Origin of the sequence: Brasilonema octagenarum UFV-OR1 (genome assembly GCF_963888615.1) — a bacterium.
In the GTDB taxonomy this organism is placed as follows: domain Bacteria; phylum Cyanobacteriota; class Cyanobacteriia; order Cyanobacteriales; family Nostocaceae; genus Brasilonema; species Brasilonema sennae.
Window position 1 is genome coordinate 1 of record NZ_CAWPKW010000288.1, and the last position, 18,390, is coordinate 18,390.

Annotated in this window: 10 protein-coding genes; 6 read left to right on the forward strand and 4 right to left on the reverse strand. The window is 43.4% G+C overall.

Annotation, left to right across the window (positions count from 1 at the left end; translation table 11 throughout):
- Positions 1-504: 504 nt before the first annotated feature.
- Together AC5590_RS24785 and AC5590_RS24790 are read left to right on the forward strand one after the other, a co-directional pair.
- Positions 505-2,382 (forward strand): DNA-directed RNA polymerase subunit gamma, encoded by a 1,878-nt coding sequence (locus AC5590_RS24785; RefSeq protein WP_169266038.1) that lies wholly within the window; start codon positions 505-507, stop codon positions 2,380-2,382.
- 229 nt (positions 2,383-2,611) lie between these two features.
- The gene (locus AC5590_RS24790) at positions 2,612-6,697 is read left to right on the forward strand and encodes a DNA-directed RNA polymerase subunit beta'' (RefSeq protein ID WP_169266039.1); all 4,086 of its coding nucleotides are present in this window, start codon (positions 2,612-2,614) and stop codon (positions 6,695-6,697) included.
- Positions 6,698-6,948: 251 nt separating this feature from the next.
- On the opposite strand, the gene AC5590_RS24795 is transcribed toward AC5590_RS24790, so the two are convergent.
- Positions 6,949-8,655 (reverse strand): ATP-binding protein, encoded by a 1,707-nt coding sequence (locus AC5590_RS24795; protein WP_169266040.1) that lies wholly within the window; start codon positions 8,653-8,655, stop codon positions 6,949-6,951.
- A gap of 70 nt (positions 8,656-8,725) precedes the next feature.
- On the opposite strand from AC5590_RS24795, the gene AC5590_RS24800 reads away from it, so the two are divergent.
- Entirely contained in the window at positions 8,726-8,875 is a 150-nt protein-coding gene (locus AC5590_RS24800) for a hypothetical protein (RefSeq protein WP_169266041.1), read from the forward strand.
- 392 nt (positions 8,876-9,267) lie between these two features.
- Here AC5590_RS24800 and AC5590_RS24805 read toward each other — a convergent pair whose 3' ends face one another.
- Positions 9,268-10,896, reverse strand: coding sequence for a cellulase family glycosylhydrolase (locus AC5590_RS24805; RefSeq protein WP_169266042.1), 1,629 nt, complete (start codon positions 10,894-10,896; stop codon positions 9,268-9,270).
- A 742-nt stretch (positions 10,897-11,638) separates the two neighbouring features.
- Here AC5590_RS24805 and hisD point away from each other — a divergent pair.
- Positions 11,639-12,940, forward strand: a complete 1,302-nt coding sequence (gene hisD / locus AC5590_RS24810) for a histidinol dehydrogenase (RefSeq protein ID WP_169266043.1) — start codon at positions 11,639-11,641, stop codon at positions 12,938-12,940.
- Positions 12,941-13,351: 411 nt separating this feature from the next.
- A complete protein-coding gene (locus AC5590_RS24815; RefSeq protein WP_169266044.1) occupies positions 13,352-13,771 on the forward strand; it encodes a universal stress protein in 420 nt (139 codons plus the stop codon).
- A 4-nt stretch (positions 13,772-13,775) separates the two neighbouring features.
- Here the strand turns inward: AC5590_RS24815 and AC5590_RS24820 are convergent, their stop codons facing one another.
- Both AC5590_RS24820 and AC5590_RS24825 read right to left on the reverse strand, forming a co-directional pair.
- Positions 13,776-14,255, reverse strand: coding sequence for a cobalamin biosynthesis protein (locus tag AC5590_RS24820; RefSeq protein ID WP_169266045.1), 480 nt, complete (start codon positions 14,253-14,255; stop codon positions 13,776-13,778).
- Positions 14,188-15,903 carry a hypothetical protein gene (locus tag AC5590_RS24825; protein ID WP_169266046.1) on the reverse strand — a complete coding sequence of 572 codons (1,716 nt, stop codon included), beginning with the start codon at positions 15,901-15,903 and terminating at the stop codon, positions 14,188-14,190. Before AC5590_RS24825 ends, AC5590_RS24820 begins: the two co-directional genes overlap by 68 nt.
- A 188-nt stretch (positions 15,904-16,091) precedes the next feature.
- On the opposite strand from AC5590_RS24825, the gene pabB reads away from it, so the two are divergent.
- Positions 16,092-18,257 (forward strand): aminodeoxychorismate synthase component I, encoded by a 2,166-nt coding sequence (pabB, locus tag AC5590_RS24830; protein ID WP_169266047.1) that lies wholly within the window; start codon positions 16,092-16,094, stop codon positions 18,255-18,257.
- The last annotated feature ends 133 nt before the right edge of the window (positions 18,258-18,390 follow it).

The following is an 18,390-nucleotide window of genomic DNA, read 5'->3' on the forward strand; positions in this document are numbered from 1 at the left end:
CGTAAGCGTGTCCCTTTGGGACTTACAAAGTAGCGTCTGGGCAGGAGATACCCGAAGGGCGAACCCGAAGGGGTTTCCATCTCTAGGCATCTGGTGAGTCCAGCGCGATCTTGGTAGGGTTTCCCTGGGCAGGCGACGGGCGTTCCCGATAGCTGTAAGGCGTGGCGTTAGCCATAGGGTAATCACTCCACACTCAGACGAGTACTGTTCATGCGTAGCGTTTTCCTAAACCATATGCCTACGCCACGGCTGCGCCGGTGTTTGTAGCGTAGGCATAAGCAGATACTCGCACATAAGAACACGCAATGTGTATGCCTACGGCACTTTTAACACATACAGCCTGACTGTGCCGTATGTGCTAAAGGCAAACCCAGAGGGTAAATTGTTATTAGTGAACAGTAATAGCTGAGAACTGATAACTAACAACTAAATACTCACACCAACACGGAGTTTATCAGCCGTGTACCTCAGAAGTAATAACTTAGAACACAGTTTAGACGAAAGATGAGAGTAGCCCAAAATAATCAGTTTGACTACGTAAAAATCGGCTTGGCATCACCAGAACGCATTCGGATTTGGGGTGAGAGAACTTTGCCGAATGGTCAGGTAGTTGGTGAAGTCACAAAGCCAGAGACAATAAATTACCGTACTTTAAAACCGGAGATGGATGGCTTGTTCTGCGAGCGCATCTTTGGTCCAGCTAAAGATTGGGAATGCCATTGTGGCAAATACAAGAGAGTGCGTCATAGAGGTATTGTGTGCGAACGCTGTGGCGTGGAAGTGACTGAATCACGAGTGCGCCGCCACCGCATGGGTTACATTAAACTCGCCGCACCAGTCGCTCACGTTTGGTATCTCAAAGGCATTCCCAGCTATATCTCTATCCTGCTAGATATGCCTTTGCGGGATGTAGAGCAAATTGTTTATTTCAATTCCTATGTTGTTCTCAGTCCTGGCAATGCTGAAACCTTAACTTACAAACAGTTACTGAGTGAAGACCAGTGGCTGGAAATCGAAGACCAAATTTACTCAGAAGATTCGACGCTTGCTGGGGTAGAGGTCGGTATTGGTGCAGAAGCGTTGTTGCGGTTGCTCGCCGATATTAACTTAGAAGAATCAGCTGAATCCTTGCGGGAAGAAATTACGACCGCCAAAGGTCAAAAGCGGGCGAAGCTGATTAAGCGGCTACGGGTGATTGACAACTTCATCGCCACCGGATCTAAGCCTGAGTGGATGGTTATGGCTGTGATTCCCGTTATTCCCCCAGATTTGCGCCCAATGGTGCAGTTGGACGGTGGACGATTTGCGACGAGCGATTTGAATGATTTATATCGCCGAGTGATTAACCGCAACAACCGTTTGGCACGCCTGCAAGAAATTTTGGCTCCAGAGATTATTGTTCGCAACGAAAAGCGGATGCTGCAAGAAGCAGTGGACGCTTTGATTGACAATGGTCGTCGGGGACGCACGGTCGTAGGCGCAAACAACCGACCACTCAAGTCCTTGTCCGACATCATCGAAGGTAAGCAAGGACGTTTCCGGCAAAACTTACTCGGTAAACGGGTTGACTACTCAGGACGTTCCGTGATAGTCGTCGGACCAAAGCTTAACATCCACCAGTGCGGTTTGCCACGAGAAATGGCAATTGAGCTATTTCAACCGTTTGTCATCAATCGGCTGATTCGTAGCGGAATGGTGAATAACATCAAAGCTGCGAAAAAGTTGATATCTCGTTCTGACCCGAGTGTTTGGGATGTTCTAGAAGAAGTGATAGAAGGACACCCTGTTCTGCTCAACCGTGCGCCGACGCTGCACCGTTTGGGTATTCAAGCTTTCGAGCCAATTTTAGTAGAAGGTCGAGCAATTCAGCTCCACCCACTTGTTTGTCCAGCATTTAACGCTGACTTTGATGGTGACCAAATGGCGGTACACGTACCGTTATCTTTGGAATCTCAAGCGGAAGCACGGTTATTGATGCTGGCGTCTAACAACATTTTGTCACCAGCAACTGGTAGACCAATTATTACACCTAGCCAAGACATGGTCTTAGGGGCATATTACTTAACCGCAGAAAATCCTAATGCAACAAAAGGCGCAGGACGGTACTTTACTTGTCTTGATGATGTTGTCATGGCTTACGAACAGCAACAAATTGACCTCCATGCCTACATCTATGTGCGATATGACGGCGAAGTCGAGACAGGTGAGCCAGATATAGAACCGGTTGAAGTTAAACCCAATGACGATGGTAGCCGGACTTTGCTGTATAAGTTCCGTCGAGTCAGAGAAGATGCTGAGGGAAACATGATGTCTCAGTATATACGTACAACACCAGGTCGCGTTATTTATAATAAAGCAATTCAAGAAGCGATCGCCAGTTAACCGTCACGCAGAGTCAAAAGTGAGCCAGTGCGGGAGCGAAGCAGCACTGCCCAAAGTGTCGGTCAGGCTACAGCAACTGGCAAACCCCTAAGGGTCAAAAAGTTAAGAGTTCAAAGTTTTTTTGACCAATGACGTGTTGATCCTTGACTCTACCAGAGGCAGTTGCTAGGGGGAAACCCTCATACTGTCTCGCCTTGATCAATGACTAATGACTAAGGACTAATGACTCATGACTAATGACAAAATGGTTTTTCGGAATCGCATCGTTGACAAAGGTCAACTGAAGAACCTTATCTCCTGGTCGTTCATCCATTATGGTACGGCCCGGACAGCAATGATGGCAGACAAATTAAAAGATTTGGGATTCCGCTACGCGACCAAAGCAGGTGTTTCCATCAGTGTTGATGATTTGATGGTTCCTCCTTCCAAGCGATCGCTTCTAGAAGCCGCCGAAGCTGAAATTCGTGCAACAGAAGAACGCTACCAACGTGGAGAAATTACCGAAGTAGAGCGATTCCAAAAAGTGATTGACACTTGGAACGGTACTTCTGAAGCCCTCAAAGACGAAGTGGTCAACTACTTCAAGAAAAATAACCCCCTTAACTCCGTGTACATGATGGCATTCTCTGGAGCAAGGGGTAACATTTCTCAGGTGCGCCAATTGGTCGGAATGCGAGGACTAATGGCGGATCCCCAAGGAGAAATTATTGACCAGCCGATCAAAACAAACTTCCGCGAAGGACTGACGGTAACAGAATACATTATTTCGTCTTACGGTGCGAGAAAAGGTCTAGTAGACACAGCCTTGCGGACTGCTGACTCTGGTTATCTTACCCGCCGTTTGGTGGACGTATCGCAGGATGTGATTATTCGAGAATTTGACTGCGGTACCACCAGGGGAATTCCTTTGCGAGCTATGACAGAAGGTGAGAAAGTCTTGATTAACCTTGGCACAAGGTTAATGGGACGAGTCATTGGAGAGGATGTCGTGCATCCAAAAACAAAAGAAGTTATTGCAGCACGTAATAGCCCCGTTTCCGATGAACTGGCACGCAAAATTGATAAGGCCGGAGTCAAAGAAGTCGTCGTGCGTTCTCCTTTGACTTGTGAAGCAGCGCGATCCGTCTGCCAACATTGCTATGGCTGGAGTTTGGCACACGCTAAGATGGTGGATCTTGGCGAAGCTGTAGGTATTATTGCGGCACAAAGTATTGGTGAACCTGGTACCCAGCTGACAATGCGTACCTTCCACACAGGTGGTGTCTTCTCTGGTGAAGTAGCAAAACAAGTCCGTGCAGAATCCGCTGGTACCGTTCGCTTGCCACGTAAATTGCGGACAAGGGCTTACCGCACCCGCCACGGGGAAGACGCCCTGTATGTAGAAGCCAATGGCAACATTACTTTAGAAGTAGTAACAGACAACGCTGGCTCCCCCACGCCTCAAGACATTGCTGTGACCCAAGGTTCAACACTCTACGTTGTTGATGGGCAAAAGATTAAAACAGGTCAGCTAGTGGCTGAGGTTGCGATCGGTGGACGTACAACTCGTATCAATACAGAAAAAGCAGTCAAAGATGTCGCCTCTGACATGGCAGGGGAAGTCAAATTTGCCGATGTTGTGCCAGAACAAAAAACTGACCGTCAGGGAAACACCACAACAACAGCAGCACGGGGGGGATTGATTTGGATTCTCTCAGGGGAAGTTTATAACTTACCCCCAGGAGCAGAGTTGGTGGTCAACAATGGTGACACCATAGAATCCAACGGTGTTCTAGCAGAAACCAAGTTAACAACGTTACATGGCGGTGTGGTCCGCTTACCTGAAGCAACCCCAGGTAAAGGAACACGGGAAATTGAAATTATCACTGCTTCTGTGGTTTTAGACCAAGCAACAGTAACAGCGCAAACCGCTCAAGGTCGCAACAACTACTTAGTCACCACTGGAAACAACCAAGTCTTTAACCTGAGAGCAACCCCAGGCACAAAAGTTCAAAATGGTCAAGTGGTAGCTGAGTTGATTGATGACCGCTATCGCACAACCACTGGTGGATTGCTGAAATACGCTGGTGTGGATGTCCAGAAAAAAGGTAAGGCAAAGCTGGGTTACGAGGTAGTGCAGGGAGGTACCCTCCTCTGGATTCCTGAAGAAACCCACGAAGTGAATAAAGATATTTCGCTGCTAATGGTAGAAGACGGTCAGTTTGTTGAAGCTGGCACCGAAGTCGTGAAAGATATCTTCTGCCAAAACAGTGGTGTGATCGAAGTCACTCAGAAAAACTACATTCTCCGGGAAGTGGTTGTTAAGCCAGGAGAACTGTTGATGGTGGACGACCCAGAAGCAGTGATGGGCAAAGATGGCACCTTTATTCAGCCCGGTGAAGAATTATTAGGGCAAGTCGCGACAGAGTTGCGCTACATCGAATATGTGGAATCACCAGAAGGTCCAGGACTGTTAAGTCGTCCAGTTGTTGAGTTTGCAGTACCCAACAATCCTGATGTGCCATCAACCACATCAGTCAGTCAACAAACAAGTCGTTCAATTCAATTGCGGGCAGTACAGCGTCTGCCATACAAAGATTCTGAGCGTGTCAAGACCGTCGAAGGTGTTGAACTGCTGCGAACCCAACTGGTGTTGGAAATTGAGCAGGAAGGCGAACAAGACCACAATGCTTCCCCCTTGGCAGCAGATATTGAATTAGTAGCGGATGTTGAGGATCCAGAAATTCAGCGCTTGCAACTAGTCATTTTGGAATCTTTGGTGCTTCGTCGGGATATAGCTGCTGACGTAACCCAAGGCAGTACTCAGACAAGCCTGGAAGTAGAGGATGGACAAACAATAGTCCCAAGTTCTGTCGTCGCACGTACCCAAATATTGTGTAAAGAAGGGGGTATTGTGCGGGGGGTGCAAAAGGGAACAGAGGCGGTTCGCCGCTGTTTAGTGTTGCGCCACACTGACATGACTACGACTAATTTGAGCTCCCCACCCAAAGTCAAAGTCGGTGAGTTGGTAGTAGAAGGTGTAGAAATTGCTCCTGGAGTCTTTGCCGAGCAATCTGGGCAAGTCCTGGCACTACAGAAAGGAGAAAGAAAAGCCCAGAAGGCACAAGGAGAAATACCCCCTACTGAGGAATCAGCACTCACTACTGTGAACTACTCCGTTACACTCCGTGTTGGTCGTCCGTACCGAGTCAGTGGAGGCGCTGTGTTGCAGGTAGACGATGGCGACCTAGTACAACGTGGTGATAACTTAGTGTTGTTGGTGTTTGAACGCGCCAAGACTGGGGACATCATTCAAGGTTTGCCCAGAATTGAGGAACTCCTTGAAGCCCGTAAGCCAAAAGAGGCGTGTATACTAGCACGTCGTACTGGAGAACTCAAGGTCGTTTACGGCGATGGCGATGAAGCGATCGCGCTGAAAGTTGTTGAATCCAATGGTGTGGTCACCGATTATCCTCTAGGACCCGGACAAAACTTGATCATGCCAGATGGATCACCAATCACAGCCGGACAAGCATTAACTGATGGTCCTTCTAATCCCCATGAAATTTTGGACATCTTCTTCAGCCTGGGTTCTGAAGACGGAATTTATGCCTGCGCCAGCCATGCCTTGCAAAAGGTGCAAACGTTCTTGGTGAACGAAGTGCAATCAGTGTATCAGTCCCAAGGTATTGATATTGCGGACAAGCACATTGAAGTTATTGTCCGCCAGATGACCTCGAAAGTACGGATAGATGATGGTGGTGACACCAGCATGCTGCCTGGAGAATTGGTAGAGTTGCGCCAAGTCGAGCAAGTCAATGAAGCGATGGCAATCACTGGTGGTGCACGAGCGCAGTATACCCCAGTATTATTAGGTATTACCAAAGCATCGTTGAATACCGATAGCTTTATTTCCGCAGCATCCTTCCAAGAAACAACGCGTGTCTTGACTGAGGCGGCAATTGAAGGTAAGTCTGATTGGTTGCGCGGCTTAAAGGAAAACGTGATTATCGGACGACTGATTCCTGCAGGTACTGGGTTTAACGCTTATGAAGAACCTGGTGCGATCGAGGACTATGCTGCTGATATGACTACCACTGTCTTGGATGAAGTTGACGATCCACTCGATATGGTCTTGGATGACCGCACAGCCCGAAGCTATCAATTAGATTCTCCCACTGTTAACGGGGATGGTTTTGGTCTCAGACGCAGTCCAGAAAAATCCATATTGGATGAGGATGATTTGATGCTTCCTTCTGATAGCGAAACTGACCTTGATGACTTCGCAGAAGAAGACTACGATGAAGACGACGATTACGATGATGACGACGAGTAGTATTTCGTCTGCTTAATAACTTGGTGAGTACACATCACAGTAACTGGGGTATAGAATTCGTCAATTTGTTGTAGGTTGGGTTGCACTCCGGGCAACCCAAGATCAACCTCCAGCATTTGGAACCCCTATGAATGAAAAGCTGTACTAACTTACTCGCCCCAATCAGAGGAATTCCTCAACTGGGGCGAGTTTTTTATGCTAAACTTTTTGAAATTCATGGAAATTTATAGTTTTTTCTGGTTAACTCGAACTCATCGTTGTAACTTTGTCGCACCAGTCTTATAGTTCATTAGTGCCACTGCTACGTTGAACTGATTCACCACATCAAAAATCTTTTCATCCCGTTGTTCAATGGAAGTGTTATCTAACAGTAGTTGTCCAACCTCCAGGTTAATTGACTGTTTTTTTGAATCAGCAATTAGAGAATAAGCAGCTTGCTGTACTCTATCATGTATAAATTTGTATTGAGGTATAGAATTAGTATTTGATAATTGTTGTTTCCCCTCTTGACTAGAGATAGTTCCTGAATAAGTATTCTTATTTAAAAAAAGCTTATCATTATCAACTTCAAGTATAACTAGCCCTTCAACTAAGGCAGCCCACAAATCACTAGCTGTATCTACTACAGACTTTTGATATAAAATGCTAAGAGTTTTTATATCAAAAGACTTCCCCATGCAAGCAGCTAATTTCAATACTTCTTGAGTATGTTTTGGTAAGTTTTCTACTTGAATTCTCATACTTTCTATGACATCATCTGTTAAAGCTAACGCCTTGACTTGAGTAATATCACACTCCCAATGACCAACATCAAAATTAAATTGCATTAGCCCCTTATCGTATAAATCTTTAAGGAATCGACGAATAAAGAAGGGGTTGCCTTTAGTTTTTGCAAATACCATTTGGTTGAGAGGAATAGCAAGCGCTTCTGAACAACACAGGATGTCAGCGATGAGACGATTTGAATTAGCCTGATTTAATGGCTGTAGATTCATAGTGTTAATTTTTACGTTTGTTTTTTTTAGCTCATTTTTTGTTACACATAGCGGATGTGTTTTTAAAATCTCATTATGACGGTAAGCACCAATGAAAAGTAAACCCCCTTCGTTGTCATCCTGATTTGTATGATTATTTAACGTAATATCACAGTGATTATTATTTCTTATAGTATCTGAATTCCCAGTCATCAATGATTTAATAAATGTCAAATTAAATGTATCTACCCATTGCAAATCATCGAGGAAGATAACCAAGGGATGGTCTTTTTTTGTAAATAATTTTAGAAAATTTTTCAGCAATAAAATGAAGGTATCTTGGGGAGTAATACCAGATAACTCAGGAACTAAGGGTTGCTTACCAATAATGAGTTCCAGTTTAGGGATAACATCAATAATGATTTGAGCTTGTTCACCTAACGCTGACAAAATCTTACTTTTCCACTGTTGAATTTCAGCATCAGTTTCACTTAGCAATTGTCCAATTAAGTCCTCAACAGCTTGTACCAATGCTGACAAGGGAATGTTACGTTGTAATATGTCACATTTCCCTTGGATAAAGTAACTACGCGGTTGCGCGATACGCGTAGCGTCAAGCCTCTGACTTATTGTCCGTGTCATGCCTGACGAAGCCATCGCTTTGTGAACTTCTTTAACAACTGCTGTTTTGCCCACACCAGCGGCACCAGCTACTAAGATCATTTCAGTTGTTCCACTGCCTTTTACTCGCTCAAAAGCAGCCACTAGAGTTTCAACTTCATGTTGGCGACCATAGAGTTTTTCAGAAATCAGAAAACAGTCTGACATATCCTGCTTTTTTAACTCAAAAGGCACAAATTTTCTGATTTTTTGCGACTGTTGCAGGCAGATTTCTCGATCCTGCTTTGATCTTTGGGCAATCTGATAGCAATGTTGAGGAGTTTTTATCATTTTTTTCAAAGTTTTTGGCGATATAGAACTCATTTTTGATTTTTAACGAAGCTAGGTACACTTTCTGTTAAGCGTTCTCTACTTCCACAAGTTAATTCACCCTATGGCTAACGCCACGCCTTACGGCTATTGGGTGTGCGCAGAGCGCACGCCTTACGGCGTTGCAAGAGCGTCTGGTGGAGGAGATACGCCAGATGCCTGGCTAAACCCTCCCGCAGCACTGGTCTCACCAAATCAAACCGGATTCCTATAGTATATTGATTGCAAAGTTGTAATAGTTCTTGAAAACTATTACCTTTACGCGGAGATATTAAGGCTTTGGTGCTTACATAACAAAGCCTCAGAAAATTGATAACTTGTGCTGAGTGGTAGAAATAACTAAACAGTTAAAAATTGACAAAAAGCTGATTTGATAAGCATGCTATCCGCCCCACGGCAAGGGCTTTGCCCTACAGTTCTCATTGCTTCCAGTTCGCTTTTCCTGATTACACCTAGTTAGTTTCAGCATAGCTGCCTGATCCCTACGTCACGAATTACCCGATTTAAATTTATTATTCCCGGCGTGTCAGTGATATACGTACAGAGAAAATCTGTAGAAATTATAAAAACCGAATAAATACTTACCGCAGAAAAAGTCTTATCTTTTTACCTTTGACTCTTGACTCTGACTTCCCTCGGTTGGTAGTCTAAACCAACTTTGTTAGCACAAAAACCAACATCACGTACTTGATTTGGCTCAATTATCCGTCCCCAGTCTAGTGGAGTGACAGCATACTGTGTTGCTCCTTGAGGTTTAAAGTTACCGTTCCAAGAATTATTAATAGCAGCCTGTTTCATATCAAATGTTATTTGCCAATTGTTAACCTTCGTATTTCCCTGATTTAGGATTTTGAAGCTAACACAAAATCCTGTTTGCCAATTTGCGTAAATATCAGAACTAACAGCTAGTTGGGAAGAAGAGGAAGAAATACGGTAAAGAGGAGATAAGGAATTTTGTGATGGGGAAATAGAGGGAATATTTTTTTCTGTATCCTCTTCTACTGAAACAGGTGCTACTTGAGAAAAACTAACTGGCAGCATTTGGGACAGTAGTTGCTGTTTCGGAATATCAATATTTTGCCAATCATCTAATAAAATACCCCCTGTATCAGAACTATTAGGATTGAAACTCCAGTAAGCAAAACTTAATTGTTTATGTTTAATATATTGCACAAATTCGTTCTGCCAAATTCCTTCTTTAGAATTTGTATCTACTTTCCTTCCACCGAATTCACCAACAAAAATGGGTGCAAGATTTTGACTAGAAATATAATGAAATCCTATTTGCCAGCGATTGATAAGATCTTTCGGAAATTTTCGATCAGAAAACCAAGACTGTTCCGCAACTCCGGGGCCGTATTCATGAGGTGAATAGACAAGCTTGTTGCGACGAGATAAACGCACTGGGTAGCGCTTCACTCCTTCTAAATTACCACCGTGCCAATGGTTAGGCAGCTTTTGTGTAGGAACATTCTTTTCTACTCCTTCCACAACAATCAGCCAGTTAGGATTAACCTCAAGAATTGCATTTCCTGCCCGTTCTGCTGCAAGTCGCCAGTCTGTTGCTAAATCGTCAGTACCCCAGCTCGCTTTTCCGTGAGGTTCGTTTTTTAGATCACCACCAATAACGTTGGTTTGATTCTTGTATCTATTGGCTAGCATTGTCCAAGTATTAATCCAGTCTGCTTCTGTAAAATTGTCTTCATACCACAATTCGGCAATGCGTTTATCACTCAAACAGTGACTATCAAGTAAAACGAGTAACCCTTGACTTTCTGCCTCCTCAATAATTAAATCCATCACTTCTATTGGAGTTTTACCTTCTAATTCTTGATTGCTACCAATACTGAAATCAATACCACTAATATTAGGTGACAATAGCGCTTGTACAGAGTAAGGTAAGCGAATTAAGTTATAGCCAAGTGTCTTTATTTGTGCCAAGATCTCCTTATAATTTCGCTTCCACAACCCGTGCGGAACATGAGTTTCTGTTTCCATGCCAAACCAGTTAACACCTCTTAGCAAAACTTGTCGTCCTTTGGCATCGATAATTTTTGCGCCACGAGTTGAAAGTGGTAATTCCATAACTATTTCATTATTTATCTCATTTACCTGGCTTTGAGCAGGCAAGTCACTCATGATACTCGCAATAAATATTACCGTAGTTACGGACACCATGAGTAACTGGTGATGAAAATTTGAGTTTTTCCGTTTCCTTGTATAAAAAAAATTCATACTTCTCATTTCCTTATTTAACTGACAAAAATATTTTTAAACTAAGTGAACACAGACAGCCTGTAAGCATATATCCTTGAATGAAACAACTCTCTTTTGTCTACAATTTCATGAAAACCCAGTTGTTCATGCTTGTTGTTAATTCTCTAAATGTGCTAAGATAAAATGCTATGCTACAAATTATGAATTCAAAATCCTTGTTAAAATTTCCTAACTTTAGTTAAGGAAGGGTTATGATGAGTGAACACTGTCAATGTAGTTCCTCCCAAAGAGAAATTTATTGCTCTCAATAGAATTATGTGAACGTTTAGAGTTCAAAAGTTAACATACAGCAATTAAGCACATCGCTTCTGTAAATATGTTGATAAGTTAAGTAAAAATAGCCAATAATCATAATCAGTTTCTACTTAGACTCGAAAAGGGGAGCGGATGAATAAGCATATAGTTGACCGACTGTAAACTTTAGGAGTGAAAGTCACTAGGAGACAGGGAACTAGTATCCCTACTCGCTGGTACCAAGAGTCTATTTGGCTCTCTTACTGTTAAGTCCGAAAAAAGGCAAGTAAAAATATCCTCGTTTTGTTGCCTTATGAGATGAACCATGTGCCTAAAGCCATGGAAGTATCAAAAAAATCCAGGTTAAGCTAGAGAAGAGAGTTAGATTAGCTTCACGCCCTTTGAGGTTAAAAGCAAAACTCATTCTCAGGTAAGAATTTTCTCAAGTTGGCATTGTCCTTACTCCATGCTGCGAATTATTACTCAGCAGGCAGACGTTAGAGCAGAACTACAACGGATCTGCGATCGCACCCATGATGAACAGGTACTTCACAAAGAAGCAACAGTGCGGGAAGTGTTGCAAGCAGTGAAGCGCCAAGGCGATAACGCTGTACTGCATTACACCGCCGAATTCGATAAGCAAACCCTCAAGCCAGATGAACTGCGCGTGACAGGCTCAGAACTGGATGCAGCCTACCAACAGGTATCAAAGGAATTGCTCCAGGCAATCAGGCTTGCTTGCCGCCAAATCGATGCATTTCACCGCCAGCGAGTCCCCAAAAGTTGGGTACAATTTGGCGATGATGAGATCGTGTTAGGCAAGCGCTACACACCAGTAGATAAAGCAGGGTTATATGTGCCAGGTGGTCGCGCCGCCTATCCAAGTACGGTATTGATGAACGCAATACCGGCAAAGGTAGCTGGTGTCCCGCGTGTGGCAATGGTCACACCACCAGGACCAGACAAAGCAGTTAACCCAGCAGTGTTGGTAGCAGCACAAGAAGCTGGAGTACAAGAAATTTATCGCGTCGGAGGCGCACAGGCGATCGCCGCTTTAGCCTATGGTACAGAAACGATTCCTAAAGTTAATGTCATCACAGGACCAGGCAATATTTACGTCACTTTGGCGAAAAAACTCGTCTATGGTACTGTCGGCATCGATTCCTTAGCTGGACCAAGCGAAGTCCTCATTATTGCTGATGAATTCGCAAATCCTGTACACATTGCCGCTGATTTGTTAGCGCAAGCAGAACATGATCCGATGGCAGCAGCAATTTTGCTGACCACGGATGCAGCTTTAGCAAAAAACGTACAAGTGGCGGTGGAGAGACAACTTGTGGATCACCCAAGGCGCTTGCTTACAGAAAAGGCGATCGCTCACTACGGTTTAATAGTGATTGTAGAAACCTTGGAAGCCGCAGCAGAACTCTCAAACGAATTTGCCCCCGAACACCTAGAGTTGGAAGTAGAAGATCCTTGGAAGTTACTACAACAGATTCGGAATGCGGGCGCTATTTTCTTGGGCTATTCCACACCAGAAGCCGTAGGAGATTATTTAGCTGGACCTAATCACACCTTACCAACTTCTGGTGCGGCTCGTTATGCCTCAGCATTGGGAGTCGAAACTTTCATGAAACACTCTAGTATTATTCAGTACTCTCAAACCGCACTAGAAAAAGTGGCTGGTGCAATTGATGTACTGGCAACAGCTGAAGGCTTGCCTTCTCATGCTGATTCTGTCAGACGTCGAGTCCAAAAGCAAGAGTAATTTTGAATTTGAATTATTAATTTTTTCCTTAGACATTACGCAAAACTCAGCCTATGGGTTCAAACTGAAAGTTTAAGGCTATACAAAATTATGTCCACAGCTTGGATCTAGTGAGTATAGCCATTAACTTATTTCATTTGTGAGTTATATAGCTATTCCTGACTCAAGTCTTTTTCAACATTTGTGCCAGTCATCCCTCACGAATAATTTAACCCTTATACCTTCATGAATAATTCTCAATAAAAAGGTAATTTTTGTACGAGAACTAAGGGGCGATTTGTCAAGCTCGTTTGACAAGTCAATATTTGTGATCCATATAAAATTACAGTTTCAATATTCTTAAGAAAGATATAATTAACAGATAGTCGGAAAAAGTCAAGTAAAAAGTCTACTCTTGTGGAGAGGACATCGGTGCTAAAGACTATTTTGGTTGCTCTAGATGATTCCGAACTTGCAGACAAAGTCATTCACACTCTACAACAACTGGTTCTGGAAAAAGACAGCAAAGTTATTCTCTGCCATGTGTTTTCTCCATCCGAATCGGAGATGGAACTACCCGCTGATCGTCCTCAGCCAGAGTCATTAACATTTTCTTATTTTCATATTGAAAAACAGCTGCAATCTTACCAAACACTATTACCAGTTGAAAGCAATATAGAACTTGTTACCGGTAACCCACCAGAAGAGATTATTCGCCTTGCAAATATTTATAAAGCTGATTTAATTATCATTGGCAGTCGCGGGTTAACTGGTATGAACCGAATTGTCCAGGGTTCTGTGAGTTCTCAAGTGGTGGAAGATGCCAATTGTTCTGTGTTAGTCGTCAAGTAAGAATCTAAGATAGGGCTTGGGCAACAGCGATTGTTACGATTCCTGGTAGCCCCTTTAAACTGAAAATTTGTTTAGGAACGACTAACTTCACCCCTAATCCTACAGAAATCACCATTATCTGGGAAGACTCAACAAAAGTGAAGTTAGAGGCTGCACACAAAGCCGCCGCCTCTGCCACACTACAGGTTCCTACTTTTTTTCCAACCACTTGAGATGGGTTAGGGACACAGACTTGACTCAGAACATCCGGCGGAAAGGTTTTTAAAAACAAATTTTGGTGCTGGCAAAGTTCTAGTAAACCCAATTCTTCAGATTTACTATTAATAGTCGCAAAACCTGCAATTGCATTCTCTGCCAGTTGATTTTCTCTAAAAACTTCCCCAATAGCCCTTTCGATCAACTGTCGTGAAGTTCCCCTAGTGCATCCTATTCCCACCCATAGAACTCGGTGCTTGCTTGCTACTTGGTTGATGATCTCTCTCATGTGACGGTGTGTTAGTTACAGGATCAGCACCTCCATGAGATGGCAAAGAACTTGAACCAGTTCCCCGAATAAATCCCCGATAAATAAGTGCCCCCATAGTTTCTAACCTAAAACCCCAACCTTTGGGTAAATTGTTATCACCCTCATGTTGTCCCAAATCAACGTAAATACGCGGTGGGATAAAATAAGTGACACCATCTTTACCTATCAACTCATCTGCTTTCGCCATCACTTGGTCAAAACCCAAGTCAAATTCTTCATAACTGTCAAACTTACGTTGTAGTTGTTCTTGTACAAAAGCAATGAACTCGCGAACGGCTTTGACTTTTGGATCATTAGGCGCAGGAGAAACCGAGAAAAACTCCAAAGGAATTCTGGAAATCAGACCTTCATTAGGAGATTCTGTTTCCCTAGGAGGTGTAATGATACCCAATTGTCTCAGAATTAAAGGTTCTAAGTACCCTAACATTTGGGCTTGTGCTTTGCAAATTTTGGTATTATTTACATCTTCTTGGCGCTTTAATAGAGTACGGAAAGCACGGCGCAGTACTTGAGAAAGTGTGAAAGGAGGGAAGGGAATGCTGTTAGGTTCAGGTGGTTGTCCATTTGTTGCCATGAGAACATCAAGAGGTGGCAAGTCCTCAGGTACTACTGGCATTTGAATGTTAAACTCTTTAAATTGAAGATTTTCGCTGGTTTTGCTGAGGATATTTTTCTTTTTGCTGTTTTGTTTGTCGCGAATTTTGAGTATTTCTGTTGCTTTTGCTTTATCACCATCCAATAATAAGGTCAACCCTTGCTTATTAAACGGGTAGACAGGAGTATTCAGACAAATATAAATAAACTCAGCACAATAGGCTCTATTTTCTGAATTATTGAGGAAATCAATTGCCTCTTTTGAACCAAGACTAGCAAGGGCGCAGTTTTGCAAAAATTCTTTGAGAGTTGGGCCATCGCACACGTGAGTTGGATCGTTTCCATTAAAATCATTTTCTGAGAATTCCACAAACGGGTTCATTAAAGCCATCCAACAGATCATGCTGTCGGTATAGCCACGCGCTTGTTGTGGGGTAACAAATTCCGGAAAAACTAATCGCTGAGCGACAGCAATAAACCCATCGTGTCCATATAGCCCGTCATGGTAAGTGTCTGGTTCATTCAAGCTACCAAAAGCCTTTGTTCTTCCACCGTTCCATAATGCAGGTACAATAGCACCAGAATGATGCCCTTCATTTTTAATAAAAATTTCCACCAAATCTGACAACTCATGATCCTCTGGTGGTTTGCGCAGGTCAATAGCTTTACCATATCGGTCTTTATTGTATTGGAAAGTACAGATAAGTAAACCGTACTTATCAAGATACTGCACAATATCTTCGTGTCCGGAAACGCTGCTTCCATTCGGATCTGTAATTTTCTGTTCGTCTGCTATACCGATAAATCCTGGAACTTTTATCGTTTCCACATCTAGAACAGTCTCATCATCTATGATGACTTGCTTGTAAAATAACTGCCTCATGTCCAAGACTTGTTTGCCTTTCTTATCATCCGGACTTCTCAAGGCATTAAAACTAGACAAATCTACATCTTCGGCAGACCATAAAGGCAAACTATCATCTGTTTGCTGTAAATTGTTGTTTTGATTCATGTGCTGTATTTGACAAAAGTAATGTATAACATAAGACCTCATTTTCCTCTACAGATGAGGTACCAAGATTAACTACATTTATAAAAGATTTATTTACAGAAATTTATGAACTTAATGTTTTCAAGCCAGTATAACTTCGTACTGTGCTACTGCCGACTAACTCTTGCTAATGTCCTGAGGATGGCAACGTGAAAACCCTGATTATTGATAACTATGACTCTTATACCTTTAATCTTTACCAATTAATTGCACAAGTCAATGGAGAATATCCAACTGTAATTTACAATGACCAAGTTGCATGGGATGAACTCAAACAGTGGGAATTTGATAATATCGTGATTTCACCAGGTCCTGGTCGTCCAGAGAACCCAAAAGATTTTGGTATCTGTCGTCAAGCTATTCAAAATACACAGGTACCGCTTCTAGGCGTTTGCCTTGGACATCAGGGACTTGGTTATCAGTATGGGGGAAAAGTTATTCATGCGCCTGAAGTTCAGCATGGTAGGACGAGCGTTGTTTATCACATTGGAACTGAGCTGTTTAAGGGAATTCCTTCTCCCTTTTCTGTTGTGCGCTACCATTCCTTGCTGGTTTCAAATGACCTGCCGGACTGTTTAGAAAAAGTGGCGTGGACAAAGGACAACCTTGTGATGGGACTGCGCCATCGATCTTTGCCGCTATGGGGTGTGCAGTTTCATCCAGAGTCAATTTGTACTCAGTATGGACAAACCTTATTAGAGAATTTTAAAGAAATGACTCTAAAATTTGCCAAAGATCGAGGCAAAAGTCCCAGAAAACACTATTGGACAGTAGATAGTGAAACTGCTCCAATGCCTTCAAGTTCTTCGGGCCAAAAACAGCAACAGGAATTTGAACTTTGTACGCGCCAGCTAAATCTGTGTCCAGATACTGAGCAAATGTTTGTGCATCTGTTTGGCAAATCACCAAATGCATTCTGGCTAGACAGCAGTCGTGTTGAACCGAATCTTTCTCGCTTCTCCTTTATGGGAGATAGCAGCGGCGAAAACAGTCTGCTGATTCACTATCGGACGCTATCGCAAAAACTCACACTTACACAGTCCGATACGGTAAGCTACAGGACAGAGGGGATTTTCGAGTATCTCAAGCAAGAAATTGAACGGCGACACTGCCCATCTGATAATTTACCCTTTGATTTCAACTGCGGGTTTGTGGGTTACTTTGGCTATGAATTAAAAGCAGAGTGCGGATCTCAATTAAACCACCCCTCTGCCTTACCCGATGCAATGTTCCTGTTGGCTGATCGGATGATTGCGATCGATCATCAGGAGCAAACCCTCTATCTACTGTGTCTAATTCAGCAGGGACAAACAGCAAGAGCAGAAGTGTGGTTTGAATCGATCAGACAACAGATTGACCAGCTTGCTCCCCTGTCGCCAATTGTTCCTGAGAAAAAACAGACCCCTGTTATCTTCCGATTAAGTCGATCGCATCAAACTTACCTTGGTGATATTCAAACATCCTTGCAGGAAATTCACGAAGGAGAAACTTATCAAGTTTGTTTGACAAACCAAATTCAGACAGACACGACTCCCGAGCCACTGGCGTTCTATCGTTCATTACGCCGCATCAATCCTGCTCCCTACGCTGCATTTTTGCGGTTTGGCGATCTAGCAATTGCATGCTCGTCTCCAGAGCGATTTCTGCGGATTGATTGCCAAGGTTGGGTGGAAACAAAGCCGATCAAGGGGACGCTGCGACGTGGAAAAACACCCAAAGAAGATTTTATTTTGCGTGAACAATTGCACAACAGCGAAAAAGACCGGGCGGAGAATTTGATGATTGTGGATTTGCTTCGCAATGATCTCGGACGGGTTTGTGCAGTGGGCACTGTGCATGTTCCCAAATTGATGGATGTGGAAACCTATGCTACGGTGCATCAACTGGTGACGACGATTCGCGGTCATTTACGCGCCGATATGAGCGCTACAGACTGCATTCGCAACGCCTTTCCTGGCGGTTCTATGACAGGTGCCCCCAAGCTTAGAACCCTGGAGATTATTGATCGATTAGAACAGTCAGCACGGGGAGTTTACTCAGGGGCGGTCGGCTTTTTGGGATTGAACGGTTCAGCCGATTTGAATATTGTCATTCGTACCGCTGTGCTGACTCCTGAGCAAACCACCATCGGCGTTGGCGGCGGTATTGTGGCGCTTAGCGATCCCCAGATGGAGTTTCAGGAAACACTGCTCAAAGCTAAGGCATTGATCCATGCCATGATGATCACAACACATGGAGTCTTTGATCCCGACCAATATTACATCCAGGGAATGGAAACAGCCGCTTTTGATAACTATAAAAAACTGCGTGCATAGGTCTTTAAGAATTCAAAATTTGCTGCCTACGGCACGCTACGCTAAAATTCAAAATTCAACATTAAATCTAATTCAAGCAAGTGCAAAATGATTTTGATTTGTGAACAGTTATCAATACTTTTTCATCAGGTAG